Source organism: Microcoleus sp. BR0-C5 (genome assembly GCF_036705045.1).
In the GTDB taxonomy this organism is placed as follows: Bacteria; Cyanobacteriota; Cyanobacteriia; order Cyanobacteriales; family Microcoleaceae; genus Microcoleus.
In genome coordinates, this window is sequence record NZ_JAUBTR010000051.1 from 20018 (window position 1) to 36075 (window position 16058).

At 48.3% G+C, this 16058-nt stretch carries 14 protein-coding genes; 7 read left to right on the top strand and 7 right to left on the bottom strand.

Features of this window, described 5'->3' with window-relative positions; translation table 11 throughout:
* Positions 1 to 2 precede the first annotated feature (2 nt).
* The 4 genes from QUB08_RS21635 to QUB08_RS21650 all read right to left on the bottom strand — a co-directional run bounded on the left by QUB08_RS21635 (position 3) and on the right by QUB08_RS21650 (position 4248).
* Positions 3 to 728 carry a peptidase gene (locus QUB08_RS21635; protein ID WP_333226970.1) on the bottom strand — a complete coding sequence of 242 codons (726 nt, stop codon included), beginning with the start codon at positions 726 to 728 and terminating at the stop codon, positions 3 to 5.
* A gap of 221 nt (positions 729 to 949) precedes the next feature.
* Positions 950 to 1189 carry a preprotein translocase subunit SecG gene (secG, locus tag QUB08_RS21640; RefSeq protein WP_333156560.1) on the bottom strand — a complete coding sequence of 80 codons (240 nt, stop codon included), beginning with the start codon at positions 1187 to 1189 and terminating at the stop codon, positions 950 to 952.
* A gap of 338 nt (positions 1190 to 1527) precedes the next feature.
* Positions 1528 to 3126: a 2,3-bisphosphoglycerate-independent phosphoglycerate mutase gene (gene gpmI / locus QUB08_RS21645; RefSeq protein ID WP_333226972.1), complete on the bottom strand. Its 1599-nt coding sequence runs from the start codon at positions 3124 to 3126 to the stop codon at positions 1528 to 1530.
* Positions 3127 to 3552: 426 nt separating this feature from the next.
* On the bottom strand, positions 3553 to 4248 hold the full coding sequence (locus QUB08_RS21650) for a retropepsin-like aspartic protease (RefSeq protein WP_333226974.1): 696 nt from the start codon (positions 4246 to 4248) through the stop codon (positions 3553 to 3555).
* 232 nt (positions 4249 to 4480) lie between these two features.
* Here QUB08_RS21650 and QUB08_RS21655 point away from each other — a divergent pair, with 232 nt between their 5' ends.
* The 4 genes from QUB08_RS21655 to QUB08_RS21670 all read left to right on the top strand — a co-directional run bounded on the left by QUB08_RS21655 (position 4481) and on the right by QUB08_RS21670 (position 9026).
* Complete coding sequence (locus tag QUB08_RS21655) at positions 4481 to 6427, top strand: hypothetical protein (RefSeq protein ID WP_333226976.1); 1947 nt, start codon at positions 4481 to 4483, stop codon at positions 6425 to 6427.
* A gap of 215 nt (positions 6428 to 6642) precedes the next feature.
* Positions 6643 to 7407 (top strand): MORN motif-containing protein, encoded by a 765-nt coding sequence (locus tag QUB08_RS21660; protein WP_333226978.1) that lies wholly within the window; start codon positions 6643 to 6645, stop codon positions 7405 to 7407.
* Between the two features lie 102 nt (positions 7408 to 7509).
* Entirely contained in the window at positions 7510 to 8226 is a 717-nt protein-coding gene (locus tag QUB08_RS21665; RefSeq protein WP_333226980.1) for an MORN motif-containing protein, read from the top strand.
* Positions 8227 to 8405: 179 nt separating this feature from the next.
* Positions 8406 to 9026, top strand: a complete 621-nt coding sequence (locus QUB08_RS21670) for a DUF6391 domain-containing protein (protein ID WP_333226982.1) — start codon at positions 8406 to 8408, stop codon at positions 9024 to 9026.
* 225 nt (positions 9027 to 9251) lie between these two features.
* Here QUB08_RS21670 and QUB08_RS21675 read toward each other — a convergent pair whose 3' ends face one another.
* Positions 9252 to 9980, bottom strand: a complete 729-nt coding sequence (locus tag QUB08_RS21675; protein ID WP_333226984.1) for a Uma2 family endonuclease — start codon at positions 9978 to 9980, stop codon at positions 9252 to 9254.
* 194 nt (positions 9981 to 10174) lie between these two features.
* On the opposite strand from QUB08_RS21675, the gene cax reads away from it, so the two are divergent.
* Positions 10175 to 11275 carry a calcium/proton exchanger gene (cax, locus tag QUB08_RS21680; RefSeq protein ID WP_333227017.1) on the top strand — a complete coding sequence of 367 codons (1101 nt, stop codon included), beginning with the start codon at positions 10175 to 10177 and terminating at the stop codon, positions 11273 to 11275.
* A gap of 251 nt (positions 11276 to 11526) precedes the next feature.
* Here the strand turns inward: cax and QUB08_RS21685 are convergent, their stop codons facing one another.
* Both QUB08_RS21685 and QUB08_RS21690 read right to left on the bottom strand, forming a co-directional pair.
* Positions 11527 to 12171: a hypothetical protein gene (locus tag QUB08_RS21685; RefSeq protein ID WP_333226986.1), complete on the bottom strand. Its 645-nt coding sequence runs from the start codon at positions 12169 to 12171 to the stop codon at positions 11527 to 11529.
* Positions 12172 to 12499: 328 nt separating this feature from the next.
* Positions 12500 to 14164 (bottom strand): DUF655 domain-containing protein, encoded by a 1665-nt coding sequence (locus tag QUB08_RS21690; protein WP_333226988.1) that lies wholly within the window; start codon positions 14162 to 14164, stop codon positions 12500 to 12502.
* A 191-nt stretch (positions 14165 to 14355) separates the two neighbouring features.
* Between QUB08_RS21690 and QUB08_RS21695 the strand changes: the two genes are divergently transcribed.
* Both QUB08_RS21695 and QUB08_RS21700 read left to right on the top strand, forming a co-directional pair.
* Positions 14356 to 14757, top strand: a complete 402-nt coding sequence (locus QUB08_RS21695) for a DUF7682 family zinc-binding protein (RefSeq protein ID WP_333226990.1) — start codon at positions 14356 to 14358, stop codon at positions 14755 to 14757.
* A gap of 104 nt (positions 14758 to 14861) precedes the next feature.
* Positions 14862 to 16034, top strand: coding sequence for a cysteine desulfurase family protein (locus QUB08_RS21700; protein WP_333226992.1), 1173 nt, complete (start codon positions 14862 to 14864; stop codon positions 16032 to 16034).
* Positions 16035 to 16058: the final 24 nt, after the last annotated feature.

A 16058-nucleotide genomic window follows, 5' to 3' on the forward strand; every position in this document is an offset into this window, starting at 1 on the left:
TATTACCACCCCAACCGAGTCGGCTGTTCATAAACGCGCTTCAAAGTATTGACATCCCTAGCCGAAATAGGCGGAGGATTTCTCACATGAGAAAAATAAAGCACATCAGTTTCCATCAAACTGTGGCCCCAAATTCCCAAAGCGTGACCCAACTCGTGCCGCGCCGTCGCCGGAATATACTTACCCACTTGAGTCGGATTCAAATAAACCGAAAACCGATGAGATAACACAGTTTTATCGCCATCGCGACGGGCATATAATTCATAGGTAGCCTCTCCAGAACGCGATCGCAAAACCCCTTGACGCAAAGGCGGAGCCCGACGTAAAATCCTAATATCAGCCATCTCCGAACTATCCACCACTTCCAAAGGCAAATAAACCCCCCATTCCCGCACCACATCCAACACAGCCGCCACCCATTCTTCAGACTTATTAGCATCAACTGGACGCTCAACATAAACCTGAATCGGAAACTTAGACCACAACAAATGACCGAAATTCGGTGGCTTAACCTGGTCAAAATAATCCCCGCTATCCGTGGAATCTTGCCAATTTGCTAGCGTTGGTGGCAAAGGATGAACCTGTGGATTCGGCAAACTATTCGGGAGAGAAGAAAGAGTCGCCGCCGGAGTATTAACCTGACTAAAAATTATCAGGCTAAAACAACATAAACCCAATCCCAAGACAGCCAGCAATCGAGGTTTTACTGTAACTTTCCCCAACCGCATTTTTGCAACCGCACTTAAATTTCATCTTTAGAGCGGGCTAGAAGCCCAACCCCTACTCCCCACAATATTTATTTAGGTGGCACGGGCGTCTCGCCCGTGAACTCATGTGGCACGGGCGTCCCGCCCGTGAGCTCATGTTAATGTGGCACGGGCGTCCCGCCCGTGAACTCATGTGGCACGGGCGTCTCGCCCGTGAACTCATGTGGTTAAAAATCCGAATCTTATAACTTAGGCGTCAACCAACCAGCACTCAAAATCACAGTCAAACCCATAAAAACAATAGACAGACCCCAAGTAATCCGGTTCAGACTTGTTTCTGCACTCTTGGCGCTGGTAAACAATTGAGCTTGTCCGCCAATCCCTCCAATACCATCGCCTTTAGGACTGTGCAGCAACACAAAAATCACAAGTCCTAAAGCAGACAAAGACCAGATAACTTGTAACACAGCAACAATATTCATAATCGGGGGGAATTGGTAATTAGTAATCGGTAATTTATTATGATATCAAATTTGGTCGATCGCCCGCAAACTCGGTTAGGGGCACAGCATCGTACCAATTGTTGTCGAATTAAGCTGTTAGTCCGCCAGTCCGCCAGGGAATGAATTCCCTGTCTCAAAGCCCAAGTCCTCTGAAGAGGACTCATGAGTTTAAAAATTGTTCTTCTCAGTCCTCTTGAGAGGACTTTAGCTATGAGGCAGGGGTTTCAACCCCTGTCGGACTATGGGTTATACCTTAATTTGACACCTATGGACACGGCGCCGTGTCCCTACCTTTAGCGAGATTTGACCCAGACTTTCTACAATCGGACTCGCACCGGAGTGCGATTGGCGCGAACTTCAAACTCAGCCGATCGAATCATAGAACGTCCCGTCATCTCCGGGGGCTGAGGCAACCTCAACAACTCCAGAATAGTCGGCGCAATATCCGCCAAACAACCATCCGCCCTCAGAGGAACATCCGTTCCGTGACCCGGAATCTTCCGACCTTCACCTTCTACCAGAATAAACGGCACGGGGTTAGTAGTGTGAGCCGTCCAGGGATTCCCGTCCTCGTCAAACATCTGCTCAGCATTTCCGTGGTCAGCAATAATAATTGCCGTTCCCCCAGCTTTACTAATGGCGCTCAACAGCCGCCCCAAACATTTATCCACAGTTTCGATCGCAATTATCGTCGCATCCATCATCCCCGTATGACCAACCATATCCGGGTTAGCGTAGTTAATCACCACAAACGAATAGATGCCTTTTTCCAAAGCCGTCACCACCCCATCCGTCACCAACTCCGCCGACATCTGGGGTGCCTCATCGTAAGTCCCCACCATCGGGCTCTGCACCAACTCCCGGTGTTCCCCGATAAAAGGCTCTTCCAGACCCCCATTAAAAAAATAAGTCACATGAGCGTACTTTTCAGTTTCCGCCGTCCGCAACTGCTGCAAACCGTGTTTAGAAATCACCTCGCCCAGAATATTGTTCAAATTCTGCGGTTCAAAAGCCACCATTACCGAGAGTTTCGGGTCGTACTGAGTAAAAGTCGCAAACGCCAGGGGATCAATTAACTGCCGTTCAAACCCCTTAAAATCTGGAGATACAAAAGCCTGAGTCAATTCTCTAGCCCTGTCCGGGCGAAAATTGAAGAAAATTAGCCCATCGCCGGATGCCACCGCCCCCGGAGCAATCCGAGTCGGAACAGCAAACTCGTCGGTCACTCCTTCAGCATAAGAGGCCTGCAACACATCAACAGCCGATCGACCGTCAGGCGCACTCTCAGTCGTCATCACCTCGTAAGCGCGCTGCACCCGATCCCAGCGCTTGTCCCTGTCCATCGCGTAGTAGCGGCCGCTAATGGTCGCAATCCGACCGACCCCTACCTCTGCGATATAACTTTCAATCTTGCCTAAAGCTTCTACACCTTCTTTCGGAGTAGTATCACGGCCGTCTGTAATCGCGTGAATGCAAACATCAGAAATTCCCTGTGCCTTTGCTAACTGCAGCAAACCCTTAATATGACTGAGATGGGAATGAACCCCACCTTCAGAACAAAGACCAGTCAGGTGCAACTTGCCGCCCGTGGCGCGGACTTTCTCGCAAAGCCTAACCAGCGCTTGATTGTTAAGCAAAGAACCATCTTCCACTGCATCCGAGATCCGCACCAACTCTTGAGGAACCACGCGCCCCGCGCCCAGATTCAAGTGACCAACCTCTGAATTGCCCATTTGCCCGTCTGGCAGCCCTACCGCCCGACCCGATGTTTTAATCAGAGTTCTGGGATAAGCGGCCCAGAGACTGTCCATCACGGGTGTTTTCGCAGCGGCGATCGCATTTCCGTCTTTTTCTTCACGATAACCCCAGCCGTCTAGAATAATCAGCACTACAGGAGATACAGACGCTTGTGCCATGTGAATACCTTATTTACAATAATTAATTTCTCGATCGTCATGATTTCCGATTTTGCGGAACATCTGCCGCTAATCAGTTTACATATTTTCTAAGCTCCGGCTGAACAATGCCAACCAAAACTCCCTCAGCCACAGCATTTTGGGAACTAATTTCGACCTGCTTTGGGAATTGTTTAATTGATTGCCTTGCCCTGTACTGTAAATGCACAGTCGGAGGCTGTTACCTATCTCACCAACAGCGACCCTGCTTTTGCCGCCGCATTTTCACGAATTGTTCAACGGTAGGTTGCTATTGAAACACTAAGAAGATTACCACAGATGGCAAACTTTGACTACTACCTTAAGGAATAGATTAAACAGCTTTGACTGGGCTGGGAATAACTTTAAACCTGCTGAGCAAAAATCGGTTTCCGAATCCGCTCACTCTCAGCGGACATAAAATTCTACAACATCTTTTTTAATTGTGACATCGTAATTGCCAAAGAAATCGTGACCGAGCAGACCTATAGGCATTTGTTTGGCGATCGCCACTTCGACATTTTGGATCGCAGCACCCCCAACCCGAATCGATCGCACTACGCCGATCGGGAACTCGACAACGCTACCGTCAGCGATCCCCGCTCTGATAGTACGCACCGGCCTCACTCCCAGTGCAGTAGCCATCCGCTGAGAAATCAAAGTGCCGCTCGCCCCGGTATCGACAATCATTTCAAAAGTCTTGTTGCCGTTAAATACCACATCAATCACCGGCGTCCCGCCTGCGCGACGCTTGATTTTAGCTTGAAATACCTGTGGATTGCCCGGTGGCTTAGCCCGTTGATTTGCAGGCGGTTTAGCACCACCATTTGACGGGTTCCAAAACTGAGAGTACAATTTGCCAGTTGTGAATCCCGATCCCGTTATAGTGCGATTCCCTACCCTTCGGGAACCCCTGCGGGGAACGGGATAGCTCCGCCGCGCGTGCTGCTGGGAACTCACATCGGGAACCAATGTGATCACCTGGGTTTCTGGCTGATGTGAATCAGAATGCACCTCGCCGCCTCCCACCGATCCCACACCCACCAAAACGGTTGCAAAAACAAAGCCCGATCGCCAAATCCGCTTGAGAATCACTTTTGCCATTATCTTAAATACCTTAATTAATTCAATGATGTCGAACAACGACCGCCACTGATATCCTAACCCGCTCCCGAAAACCCAGCGCCCGAAGAACCCGATCCGATCATCAGGAAAACTTGGCAATTTTCAAGCGATCGCATAACATCGAACACAGATAAACTGATAAACGGCAACAGGCTGTAATTGCAGAGCCTTGTTGGATATCTTGAAATTAAGCATTTGGGGACGATCGGCAATGCACAAACTTTTATATTTTGCAACTATAGGACTACTAGCTTTCTCGATCGGAGGATGCGGTGGTGGCGAGGGCAGCAACACAGCCAGCCCCAGCCCCAGCCCCAGTGCAGCCTCTCCATCCCCCACCGCCTCTGCCAGCCCCACCCCAGGAACTCAGACATTCCAGTCTCCAATAGTAGCCGCCCAGCCTCCAGGGTTAATTCGATCGACCAACCCAGACGAACGAGCGAGACAGGCTCAAACAGGCATCGGCGACAAAAAGGACAGGAATCCAACGCTTCCGCTTCAGCCGGTGCCCCAAGGCCCTTTGACAGCGAATCCTTCTGGGTTAGACCCCTTTGGGCCGCTGCCACCGATCACAGTTCAAAACCCTCCCGGAGTTGGCGATCTCCCGGGCGGAGTCCCAGCAGGGCCGATGACAGCCAATCCGTTGCCCAAACTGCCACAGCGACAGGTGGCCATGATACCTAAACTGCCAGAACTATCCCGCCCAGTCCAAATTGGAGGAACTAAGCTCAGAGGCCCGGCCGCTCCCCAAATCAATCTCAGCCCGACAGCAAGAAGCGTTGTCAGTGAATTCAGGACGCTTCAGGCTTTGCTAGACGACACCACACAAAACTCTGAGTACGGTACGGATGTGAATAGATTGGTCGAGACTATTTACGGAATACCAGGAACAAGAAGTTTTGGTGTAACCAGACGAGAGTTACTACTAACTAACCGGCCATTGTTCCGAAGAATAGAAAAAGCCCTGGGTGAATATGTAATAGCCTCAAACTTGTGGGATATTTACGGAGATCAATCACCTCCTGACGCTCTCCGATGCTCCATCGTGCCCGAAATTGCCGAGGCAATTGAGGTATATCGACCGCCGACAGTAAGAAGAGGGGAACTTTCCTGCGTGACGCGAGGAAATTTGCTGCAAGCAGTTTGGCGACAGGGTAAGAATAGACTTGATGCAGCCCTCCGCGATCAAGACTATGAGGCTCGAACAATAGCAAAAGCGCCTCTTCTGCCAGTTCTATCAGAAAGCAGGACAAATCGTCAGCCTACAGGCGAGAGGGCCCTGGGTCGGGAATTAGCCCGGTTGCCAGAAGTGCCTGGGCTAAGCCCCCCGCCACTAGGGCGTCGCCCAGCGGGATCTCCGTTAATAGCAGCGAACCCCGGAGATCCTTCTCTGCCGGGAGGCGAAGGCGCGCAAGTTGGCTCCCCGCGCCAAGTTCCGGGACTCAATGCGCCTCAATTGGGCAGTCGCCCTGGACAGCCAGGTTTTCCAGGAGGCGAAGGCGCGCAAATTGGCTCGCCGCGCCAAGTTCCGGGACTCAATACGCCTCAAGTGGGCAGTCGCCCCGGAGATCCTTCTCTGCCGGGAGGCGATGGATCGCAAATAGGCTCGCCGCGCCAAGTTCCGGGACTGAATACGCCTCAAGTGGGCGGTCGCCCAACTTCACCACCAACTACCGGTAGGAATCCGCGCCGTCCAGGACCCCCGCGCCCGCCCCAGCCAATTGCAGCTAGACCCATAGGAGTCCCGGATCTGCCGGAACTGCCAGTAGACAAGCGTCCGCCCCAGTGGAGAGACCCCAATCCCCCACCTCCTCCGCAGATACCAACAGTTGCGCCACCGCCGCCACCGCCTTCTACTGACCTCGCTACAGGCACTGAAGTCAGTGGCGTGGTAAAAGTCGGGAACGAGACGCAAGTGATTGTCAAAGTACCGAATGAACCAACCAGCCGATATGTCAAAGTCGGCCAGCGGTTGTCTAACGGGCAAGTGTTGGTGAAGCGGGTGGAGATCAAGCCCGGAGCAGATCCAGTCGTGATTCTGGAGGAAAACGGCGTTGAGGTAGCCAAAGGTGTTGGCGAAAAACCCGCAAGTCGCCAACAACCCGCCAATGCAGTTATTAGCCGTCGGCCAAATCCGAATAGCTCAACGCGGCGCTGAAAATTGACATTAAAGCATGAAAAATGCTAAGGGCAAAAACTCTAATTTTTGCCCTTAGCGTTTATGGCTGATCTCGAATCTGAAGGTAAAATTAATATAGAGTGAGTTAGTCGCTTCTGGGAAGAAACATTAGGGATTAAAAAATAGAAGACTTTTCAGCAAGTCTTAGCTTTTGTAAAAGCTCTATCACTAATTGAAGTCAAAGGAGATTTCCCATGCTCGGTTCAATTCAAAAATTAGGGATGGTGATATTAGTTGCTTCTTGTATCGGCAGCGCCACTAATCTCTTGAATCCCCAGCCATCAATGGCTCAACCAACACCAGAGCCAACACCAGAGGCAAAACCCGAAGAAGAAAAACGCTCTCCCTTCTGCCAAGGAAACCCTCCTACGGGGAGAGTGAAATGCAATTACGAGGGAGGCGATAACTACGAGGGAAATTTCGTCAACGGCCTGCCCGACGGCAGTGGAGTGTACGTGTACGCTAATGGCGATCGCTACGAAGGACAATTTCGCAATGGAGTGCCAAATGGTAGAGGGACATTCATTTTTAAGGATGATGGCCGCTATATAGGCGTGTTCCAAGACGGCACGATGAGGTCTGGGACGGTGATTTTCCCCAACGGCGAGCGCTACGTGGGAGAGTTCGCAGTCGTCAGAAACGTTCAGACTGATGTTATTAGCAGCCAACCTGCAGGGCGGGGTCAATTTTTTTACGACAATGGCGATCGCTATGAAGGACAATTCTTTGCAGGTTCGCCCTTTGGCCCAGGGGTATTAGTACGCAAAGATGGCACTCGCTGTTCCGGCAGATTTTTTAATCAAGAACTAGATGCTAGTGTCACCTGCACTTTCCCCAACGGTACGCGCTATGAAGGAGAATTGCGAAAGGGAGTGCCTCACGGTGTCGGAACTATGATCGATGCTAGCGGCAGGCGCTTTCCGGGGGTATATCGCAACGGCAAACGCGGAGTTTCGTAAAGCATAAATTGAGGTTTTCAGGTCACTTTTGAACAGAAATCGGACAAAAGACAAATGACGAAGCAAAATAATATCCAGAAGCGTATAGGAGAGACTTAGTTAATGATTTCCCGTTTTAAAACCAGTGGAATCGCTCTATTAGTTACATCAGTGTTGGGAATTGGTAGTTACGCGACTTATCCCTTGCCATCAATGGCGCAAGTAGGGGTAGGAGCTCCGAGTGGTCGTTGCGTCCCAGCTATCGCTACAGGTAGAGTTAGGTGCGATTACGACAGTGGCGATAGCTACATCGGACAGTTCGTTAACGGTTTGCCGAGTGGCGCGGGGGTATACGTATATTCCAATGGCGATCGCTATGAGGGGCAGTTCCGTCAAGGCCAGCCAAACGGTCGAGGACAATTTATATTTAAGGACGACGCCCGCGTCGAGGGCATATTCCGAGATGGCAGAATCAGCTCCGGGACAGCTATTTTTACTAATGGCGATCGCTATATAGGGCCGTTTTCTCTGGATTGGAAAGTGGGTACGCCGACTGGACAGGGGCAATTCATTTTTGCTAACGGCGATCGCTTTGTCGGTCAATTTTTAGGGGGCAAGCCTTTGGGTACGGGGGTGTTCACCCGCGCTGACGGTACCCGGTGTTCGGGACAGTTCTTTAATCAAGACCTCGATGCTAGGGGTAGCTGCGCGTTTTCTAACGGTATCCGCTATCAGGGAGAGTTCCGTAAGGGATTACCTCACGGCAAAGGCATAATTATCGATACCAGTGGCCGACGGTTTCCGGGAGTGTTCCGCGACGGCCAGCGGCTCGAACGATAAACCGGGAATAAGTGCGATCTATTAGTAAGGGCAGGTTGAGGGCTAATAATTTTTGACTTTAAAACCTGCCCTTGCTAGGTTTTAAAGTCAAAACTATTGATAATTTATGACCTACTTTTTCTCAACCGAATTGCTAATGTTAAATATCGACTTAATTGAGTTAATGGAGGCGTTTTGATATGACAACTACTGCTTCTGCTTCCGGCCGTACCGGCCAGTTTCCCTTCGACTTTGCCCCGCAGCGGACTCAAGATGCTGATTTGTTGCGACAACTCGATTTTGTGCCCGGCTTGAAGGAAATATTGGCTTTGCGACAAGTTCATGCTTTGGAACACGCTACGGTTTGGGTACTCAGCCAATCTGGCGGCGTGGCGACAGCAAGAACCGATAATGAGTTATTGGGCGGGATGTCCACAGACCAAGGGTTTTATCTTTATGGTCACGTTAACATTGCACAGTTGCGGCAGGCAGTGCGCGAGGCTTTGCAGCGGATTGCCAGCGGAGAGTGGGATTTAGCTGTACATCCCCGCTGTGGCACGAATCTGTCAGTGGCAATGCTGCTGACAGCAGGACTTGCTGTCGGCATCAATTTAGCCTTACCGCGAGGGCCCATTCTGCAACTTTTAGGTTTGGGTGCAGCGGCGGCTGCTGCGGCTCAGTTAGCCCCTGATGTGGGCTCTCTGGCTCAGCGGTACGTTACAACTGCTATTCCGTTTAATTTGAGTGTTGTTGATATTACTGTAAGTCACGACTTCTGGGGACGCGAAGCTCATTTTGTGCGGGTGCGTTGGGTTGAATAGTTACACAGTATCAAGGGCGATCGATATATCTAACTCATCTGCGTTAATCTGTGTTTATCTGCCTGTATCTGCGGTCAAAAAAATAGAATTTTGCAACCGCAGATGACAAGGTATTGACGCGGATTCACGCAGATGCAGATCAGAGATATCTGAATAATTCTGATGCAGCGCGGATTTGATATAACTAATAATAATTAACTCATGAATTCTGGGTCATCGAAGATCCTAAATGCGATCGGGATCTACTCCTAATTCTCGCAACCTCACCGCCAATCTTTCAGCCCGTTGTTCGAGTTCTTGGAACCGAGCTTGTTCTGCTTTAATCAACCCTTCAACTAATGGCGGAGACAGTATTTCATTCACTGATAATGTCAGATTGGGAAATACTACAGACACCATTTGTTGCCCCGCCCTAAAATCAGTCTGGGTATAGATATCTTCCCCTTCAGGAAAGGCTAGGACTCGCACTAATTCTTTGTTAGGTGTAGGGTCAACAATGACATATTCGGGCACGTTAGCTAGTTCGTACTCAGCTCGTTTAATCACATAATCGGCGCGCCGATTTTGACTCACTACTTCTATGACTAACAGGGGCTTTTCTTCAAAATCGAGGATACCAGAACCTGGTCTAGTAGCAGCTTGTTCTAAAAGACTTTGAGTACAAACAACTACATCAGGAATCCGGGAGGTATCTTCTTCTGTTCTTACTCCCAGGCCTGTCTTTGCTACTAAGTCAAGATTGTGTTCAGCTAGGTAACGCTGCAATTTGTAAACTAAATATTCGCAAATTTTGATATGTAAAACTGTTGCGGTTGGCATCGGAATTAATTTGCCTTTGTACAGTTCATATTGTAGATCGGAATCAGTTTGATAAAATCGGTATTCTTCAAAGGTCAATGTGGGTGAAGTATCAATTTGCTTTGATTCAACAACTGGCACTACAGATTGAGACATATCTTTTCACCGATGTCGATATAATTCTATTATATTCAATCTGCCTCGATCTGGGTGCATTTGCGGTTAAAAATTCCCAATTATCGATCGCACTCGCCGCCAGAATTGTCAGAGAATAGTTGAATAGTGTAAAATCAACTTTGCGATCGCCTCGACAACTCGACCTCACCCTTCCTTACACCATCCGAGTTCCTATGTCAATCAAAAAAATTCTTTCCATAGCGTTGTTAATTTTCATCCCCATTTCCATCGGCGCTGAGTATTTGCACTGGGGTTCCCTCGCAGTTTTCATCACATCCGCTTTAGGCATTATACCTCTGGCGATTTGGTTGAGTACAGCAACAGAAGAAGTGGCGATCGTCACAGGCCCCTCCATAGGCGGCCTATTAAATGCAGTCTTTGGCAATGCTACGGAATTAATTATTGCCATAGTTGCCCTGAAAGCTGGCTTAATTGACATTGTGAAAGCCAGCATAACCGGTACAATTATCAGCAACTTGCTCTTAGTAATGGGATTTTCCATGCTGTTAGGAGGAATCCGCTACAAAGAACAAGAATTTAAGCCAATTATCGCGCGGGTGAACGGTTCCACAATGACTCTAGCAGTGATTGCCATCCTGCTGCCGACAATGGTAATTTACACCTCCAATGGAGTCGAACCCGCAGCCATTCAGAATCTTTCCTTAATAACTGCGATCGTCCTAATTGCAGTTTACGCTTTAACTCTACTATTTTCCTTAAAAACTCACAGCTATCTTTACGAAGTCGGCTTACTAGAACTAGAGTCAGAAAATCCTCAAAATACCAAAGAGGAATCCACTACGCACAAACCGAATTTGTGGCTGTGGATAGGAGTGCTAGTTGCCTCAACTGTTGCCGTTGCTTTTGAATCAGAAATTTTCGTGGGTGTTGTCGAAGAAACTACCAAAGGATTGGGATTGACGCCACTGTTTACAGGGGTAATTCTGTTGCCGATTGTGGGCGGCGCAGCCGAATATGTAACTGCGGTGGGAGTTGCGATGAAAAACAATATGGATTTGTCAGTTTCTGTCGCGATGGGTTCGAGTTTGCTAGTTGCTTTGCTGGTAGCGCCGGTGTTGGTGATTATCGGATTAGTGATTCATCAGCCGATGGATTTAAACTTTAATCCGTTTGAAGTAGTTGCAGTTGCCATTGCAGTAACAATTGCTAATCTAATTAGTCTCGACGGGCGCTCTAATTGGCTCGAAGGAGTGCTGCTTTTAGCAACATACACCGTTTTAGGAGCAGCATTTTACTTTCACCCGATTACTTGATTTTCGCGGAACAGGCCGGAGTGCCTGTTCCACAAACACTCATTTTCTTAACTGGTTCCTAGGCTGGGCCTGGGAACAGATGTAAGCGAGGCTCTGCCTCGTTTTCTTCCATGAAAATTGGAGGCAGAGCCTCCGGATCTGCGTTACCAGGCTCTGCCTGGTAACGAGTAATAACTTATCTTGTTTCTGGTTTTTTATTCCTCTTTGTCTTCTGCCGTTAATTAAGAAAATAATTTTAGCAGAGAAAGTAATTACGGACAGCGACACTGTTGAACAGGAAAACACTCTCGTCTGCAACTTCTTTTTCTGCCTTTACGGTCGCGACAATCAGAAGTATCCCGACATTCTACCTGATCTTGACAAATTTGCTGACGGGGAAAAGTACCTAAGTTTTGTATAGAAACTTCAGCCGTCAGCGAACCCTGTTCTATAACTTGGTCATTTTCTTTAATTTCATAGAGAAACTTATTTTCTCCCTCTAAAACCGAAAAAGTTCTTGTTTTGTGACTGTTACCCAACTTAAATCCAAAATCCTCGGAAAACTCACCTTTGTTGTAACCTCTGTATGTGTAGGGATAGGGGTTAGTTTCCATGCCATCAGTTACATTTTTAATCATTACCCTTCTGTTAGGGCCGGGAGGAGTTTTGCTGGAGACAAATCGAGCGCTTTGCGAATCAGGGGAGAAGACAGTACCGGCACACGGCCCTACATATTCAGTGCGCTTAAATTGAATCAAATTAATATTAAAAGCGTTTTCGTTTTTGACCCTAAATTGGGCTTCGCTAGTCTGCTGGGCGTTAACTGTGAAAGCTGCTAGCGTCAAAAAAAAAGCCCCCACCAAAATAGCTAGGAATTTGATTTGTGGCCTCCCCGTAATAAATCTGGCGTGTTTCATCTCTCTCTACCTCTAATGTGAATAGATAGCATTTTTTTTAGGAGTTATTTTAACTTGAGAGGTGAGGTGTTGTCAAAGTATATCGAATAGGTTTCTAGTGAGGGCTTGAGTCTTGGATGCTGAGTTTCCAAAGGAAGGACGGAAGTTATGACTGTGAACTTTTTAGAGTCAGGAATGAAGTCCTGATTACTGAGATGTTGCACCATTGTCAATAAGCCTGTTATGAACGGGCAAGATGCCCGTTCCACAAAGAGTGAATTTTCTTGTGGAACAGGCCGTCCAGCCTGTTAAGCGAGAATGGTGCAACATTTCAGGAGTACGAACTTAACTACCAAGTTACTCGATCGCGCCATCTCTCTAAAAGCTTGTCCCCAATGCCCTGAACCCGCGCCACGTCGTCCAAAGAGGTGAAAGGTTGCTGTTGTCGCGCTGCAATAATTCTCTCGGCTAACTTCGGGCCAACCCCAGGCAAGGTTTCTAATTCTTCCTGAGTCGCTGCATTCAAATTAACTAACTTTTTACTCGCAGCAATTTGAGGTTGAGCATCCGCAGATTTTGATGCTGCTTGTAGTGAATCGCACTCTTTTTTCTTAGCTTCAATTCTCTGTTTGATGCGGGCGGGAATTCCTAAGATTGCACCTTTGTAAAGCCGATCGAACTCCCGCTCAAAATGGGCTGCAACCGTGGGACTCTCGATCGCCAGCAGCGTCTCGTCATTCCCGTGATTTGCCGCCTCACTCCAGTTGTGAGAACCTGTAAGTACCGTTTTGCCGTCCACAACGCCGAATTTGTGGTGCAGGCGATCGCCCATTGGTAACAGCGGCACTCCCACCGTAGTCAGCGGCTTTCTCCAAGGGCGATTGTCAGTTTCTAACCCGCAATCTTGCATCAAAGTCGCCCCCATCATATCCAACCCTTCACTATAAGAGCGATAAATAAAATTAGAGTCAATTAAAGCTCGCACCGCCACTCCCCGGCTAGCTTCAATTTCCAAAGTATTTGACAACCGCTGAGCCGAAAATACAAACAGGGCCAAATCAACCGACTTTTTCGCACTACCCAAATTTCGATTTATCAAACTGTTAACGCTTTTTTCCCAAGGCAAAGTCTGGGAAGTCGGCGAAAATTGCACCGCCACTGTCGAATTCCCTACTCTTACTTTTTGCACTTGACGAAACGGCTTTTTGATGCCAAACTTGCTGTCCGGTTTGCCTCCGGGCCCGTCGCCCCACATGATGTTAAATTCTTGAGTAAATAGTTGCGCTACTTGAGCATTTTCAATTTTCAGTAAATTGTTCGCATTGCCGCGACTTCCGGCTGTCTTGAAATCGCCATGTATATCGCTTGTGGTAAAATTAGCAGAAGTGACGATTACGGTTTTGCCGTCAATCACCACAAATTTGTGGTGCATCAAACCGCTGCCTTTACTGCCGTCAGCAGTATCATCAATTACAGGAATACCCGCATCTTTGACAATTACCAAAGCATCATTTTGCTTGATTTCCTCGGCGCTTAATTTACCGTCTTTATTGGTATCAGCAAGTTGCACAAATTCGTTATAACGATCGCGCTCTCTTTCCGGTAATTTCGCCAACTCCTGGGCTGTAAAATCGCTCCAAGGGCGACTATACATATGTTCGACAATTAATCTCACTTTAATTCCCGATCGCCGTCGATCGGCCAAAACCCTCGCAATACCGGGCAAGCGAAACTCCTGAACCGCTACATCTACCGTCGATCCAGCACTAGCGATCGCAACAGCGATCAAGTTTTCTAAATCATCTCCAGGTCTAGTTTGCTGGCGGTAAGGCTCTGTATAACTCGAAGCGATCGACTGATTGAAGTATACTTGCAACAAGGGGTCTTGAGGCAATGGAGCCAGACTGAGTGGTAAATTCTGCACGTCTTGCTTTGTTTGTCCGCAGCCCGCCAGATTGAGCGCCACCAGCCCAGCACAACAGAAACCGAGTAAATGATAATACAATACAGCCACAAAATTTTAAAAAATATAGAGGTTATTAGCCTTCCCACAGTTCAAATCTATTGGATCAAGTAAAGTTACAACCTATTAAATTTATGCAAGGGAATAGATTTTACGTCTTGTAGAACTGCCTCGATGCCGGAAGCATCACTGGTAGGGTAGCAGCATTCAGGGGCGTGGGTCAAACCCTATACCGCTGCTTTATGGCTAAAAGAAAAAGAATTTTTCCGTGCGGTCACAAAGGATATGGTAAAGCGTGCCATCGCTGCACGCAAGAGTTGGTGGCGCAACAGCATTACGTTGAAGTGCTGACACAAAAACAAACCAAAAAACAAGAGAGGGAAGCATCATTTGCTAGAGATATCATCGATCTCAGAGGTCTGCCCGACCACGTAGTTACTAAAGCCCGCGCCATTATAGCAGCTTTGGGCGAAAATAAGAATTACAGAGATTTCGGCGGCAAACGTCTGCGTCACAACCGTTTGATAATCAGTATTCCTGTAACTCGCAACTACAGAATGCTTTGTGAAGATTGCGGCACTTTCTTAACTCCCCAAAAAGTTTTGTCGCACGAAGACTACAACGTCTGCAAACCAGGAAGTTAGTCATCAGTTATTGGTTATTGGTTATTGGTAGCCACTCACAACAGTCAACAGTCAACAGTCAACAGTCAACATTCATTCATTCATTCATTAATTAGTTATTTATCATGCAAATTTACCTAGACTATAGTGCCACAACACCCGCACGCCCAGAAGCGATTCAAGCCATGCAAAAAGCCCTGACTCAGCAGTGGGGAAATCCTTCCAGCTTGCACGAGTGGGGACAAAGGGCGGCGACAGCTTTAGAATTAGCAAGAATGCAGGTTGCTAGCTTGATTAACGCGCTACCGGAATCCATGATTTTTACCAGTGGCGGCACTGAAGCGGACAATTTGGCAATTATGGGAATTGCGCGTCTTTATACAAAGCCGCAGCATATTATTATCTCCAGCGTAGAGCACTCCGCAGTAGCAGAACCGGCGCGACAACTCGAAGAGTTGGGATGGGAAGTGACGCGCCTACCTGTGGATAAATTTGGGCGCATTCACCCTTTGGATTTGCAAGAGTCGCTGCGATCGAATACAGTGTTAATTTCAATCATTTACGGACAAAGCGAAGTTGGCACGCTGCAACCAATTGAGGCATTAGGACAAATTGCGCGCGATCGCAATATCATGTTTCATACAGATGCAGTTCAAGTTGCCGGCAAGCTGCCAATTGACGTACAGAAACTGCCCGTAGACTTGCTTTCCCTCTCCAGTCACAAACTTTACGGGCCGCAAGGTGCGGGGGCGCTTTACGTGCGTCCAGGGCTAGAATTAGTGCCAATGTTCGGCGGGGGCGGACAAGAGTTGAAACTGCGTTCAGGAACGCAAGCACTGCCCGCTATCGTCGGTTTTGGGGTGGCGGCGGAGTTAGCATTGCAGGAAATGGATGTGGAAACGCCGAGGTTAATTGCATTGCGCGATCGACTTTTTGACCGATTATCCCACGTACCCAGTTTAGTACCAACTGGCGATCGATATTACCGACTGCCGCACCACACCAGTTTTTGCATTGTTTCTCCCGACGGCGACACAGGAGTAGTGACGGGTAAAACTTTAGTGCGACAGCTAAACTTAGCAGGAATTGGCATTAGTTCCGGTTCTGCTTGTAACAGCGGCAAACTGACTCCGAGTCCGATATTATTGGCAATGGGATATAACAAAACTAAGGCCGTTGGCGGCATTCGCTTGAGTCTGGGACGGGAAACCACAGAAGCTGATATTGATTGGACTGCAAGTGCGATCGAGCAAATTTTGGATAGATTAATGCCAAAGGTAGCATTATCTAGACGTTAGGAGCGCAAATTAAATAATTTACAC

Excerpts from the sequence above, each read along its gene's own strand:
- QUB08_RS21700 (WP_333226992.1), top strand. The coding sequence starts at position 14,862 with ATGCAAATTTACCTAGACTATAGTGCCACAACACCCGCACGCCCAGAA.
- QUB08_RS21660 (WP_333226978.1), top strand. The coding sequence starts at position 6,643 with ATGCTCGGTTCAATTCAAAAATTAGGGATGGTGATATTAGTTGCTTCT.
- QUB08_RS21665 (WP_333226980.1), top strand. The coding sequence starts at position 7,510 with ATGATTTCCCGTTTTAAAACCAGTGGAATCGCTCTATTAGTTACATCA.
- QUB08_RS21675 (WP_333226984.1), bottom strand. The coding sequence starts at position 9,980 with ATGTCTCAATCTGTAGTGCCAGTTGTTGAATCAAAGCAAATTGATACT.
- gpmI (WP_333226972.1), bottom strand. The coding sequence starts at position 3,126 with ATGGCACAAGCGTCTGTATCTCCTGTAGTGCTGATTATTCTAGACGGC.
- QUB08_RS21635 (WP_333226970.1), bottom strand. The coding sequence starts at position 728 with ATGCGGTTGGGGAAAGTTACAGTAAAACCTCGATTGCTGGCTGTCTTG.
- cax (WP_333227017.1), top strand. The coding sequence starts at position 10,175 with ATGTCAATCAAAAAAATTCTTTCCATAGCGTTGTTAATTTTCATCCCC.
- QUB08_RS21655 (WP_333226976.1), top strand. The coding sequence starts at position 4,481 with ATGCACAAACTTTTATATTTTGCAACTATAGGACTACTAGCTTTCTCG.
- QUB08_RS21650 (WP_333226974.1), bottom strand. The coding sequence starts at position 4,248 with ATGGCAAAAGTGATTCTCAAGCGGATTTGGCGATCGGGCTTTGTTTTT.
- secG (WP_333156560.1), bottom strand. The coding sequence starts at position 1,189 with ATGAATATTGTTGCTGTGTTACAAGTTATCTGGTCTTTGTCTGCTTTA.
- QUB08_RS21670 (WP_333226982.1), top strand. The coding sequence starts at position 8,406 with ATGACAACTACTGCTTCTGCTTCCGGCCGTACCGGCCAGTTTCCCTTC.
- QUB08_RS21695 (WP_333226990.1), top strand. The coding sequence starts at position 14,356 with ATGGCTAAAAGAAAAAGAATTTTTCCGTGCGGTCACAAAGGATATGGT.
- QUB08_RS21685 (WP_333226986.1), bottom strand. The coding sequence starts at position 12,171 with ATGAAACACGCCAGATTTATTACGGGGAGGCCACAAATCAAATTCCTA.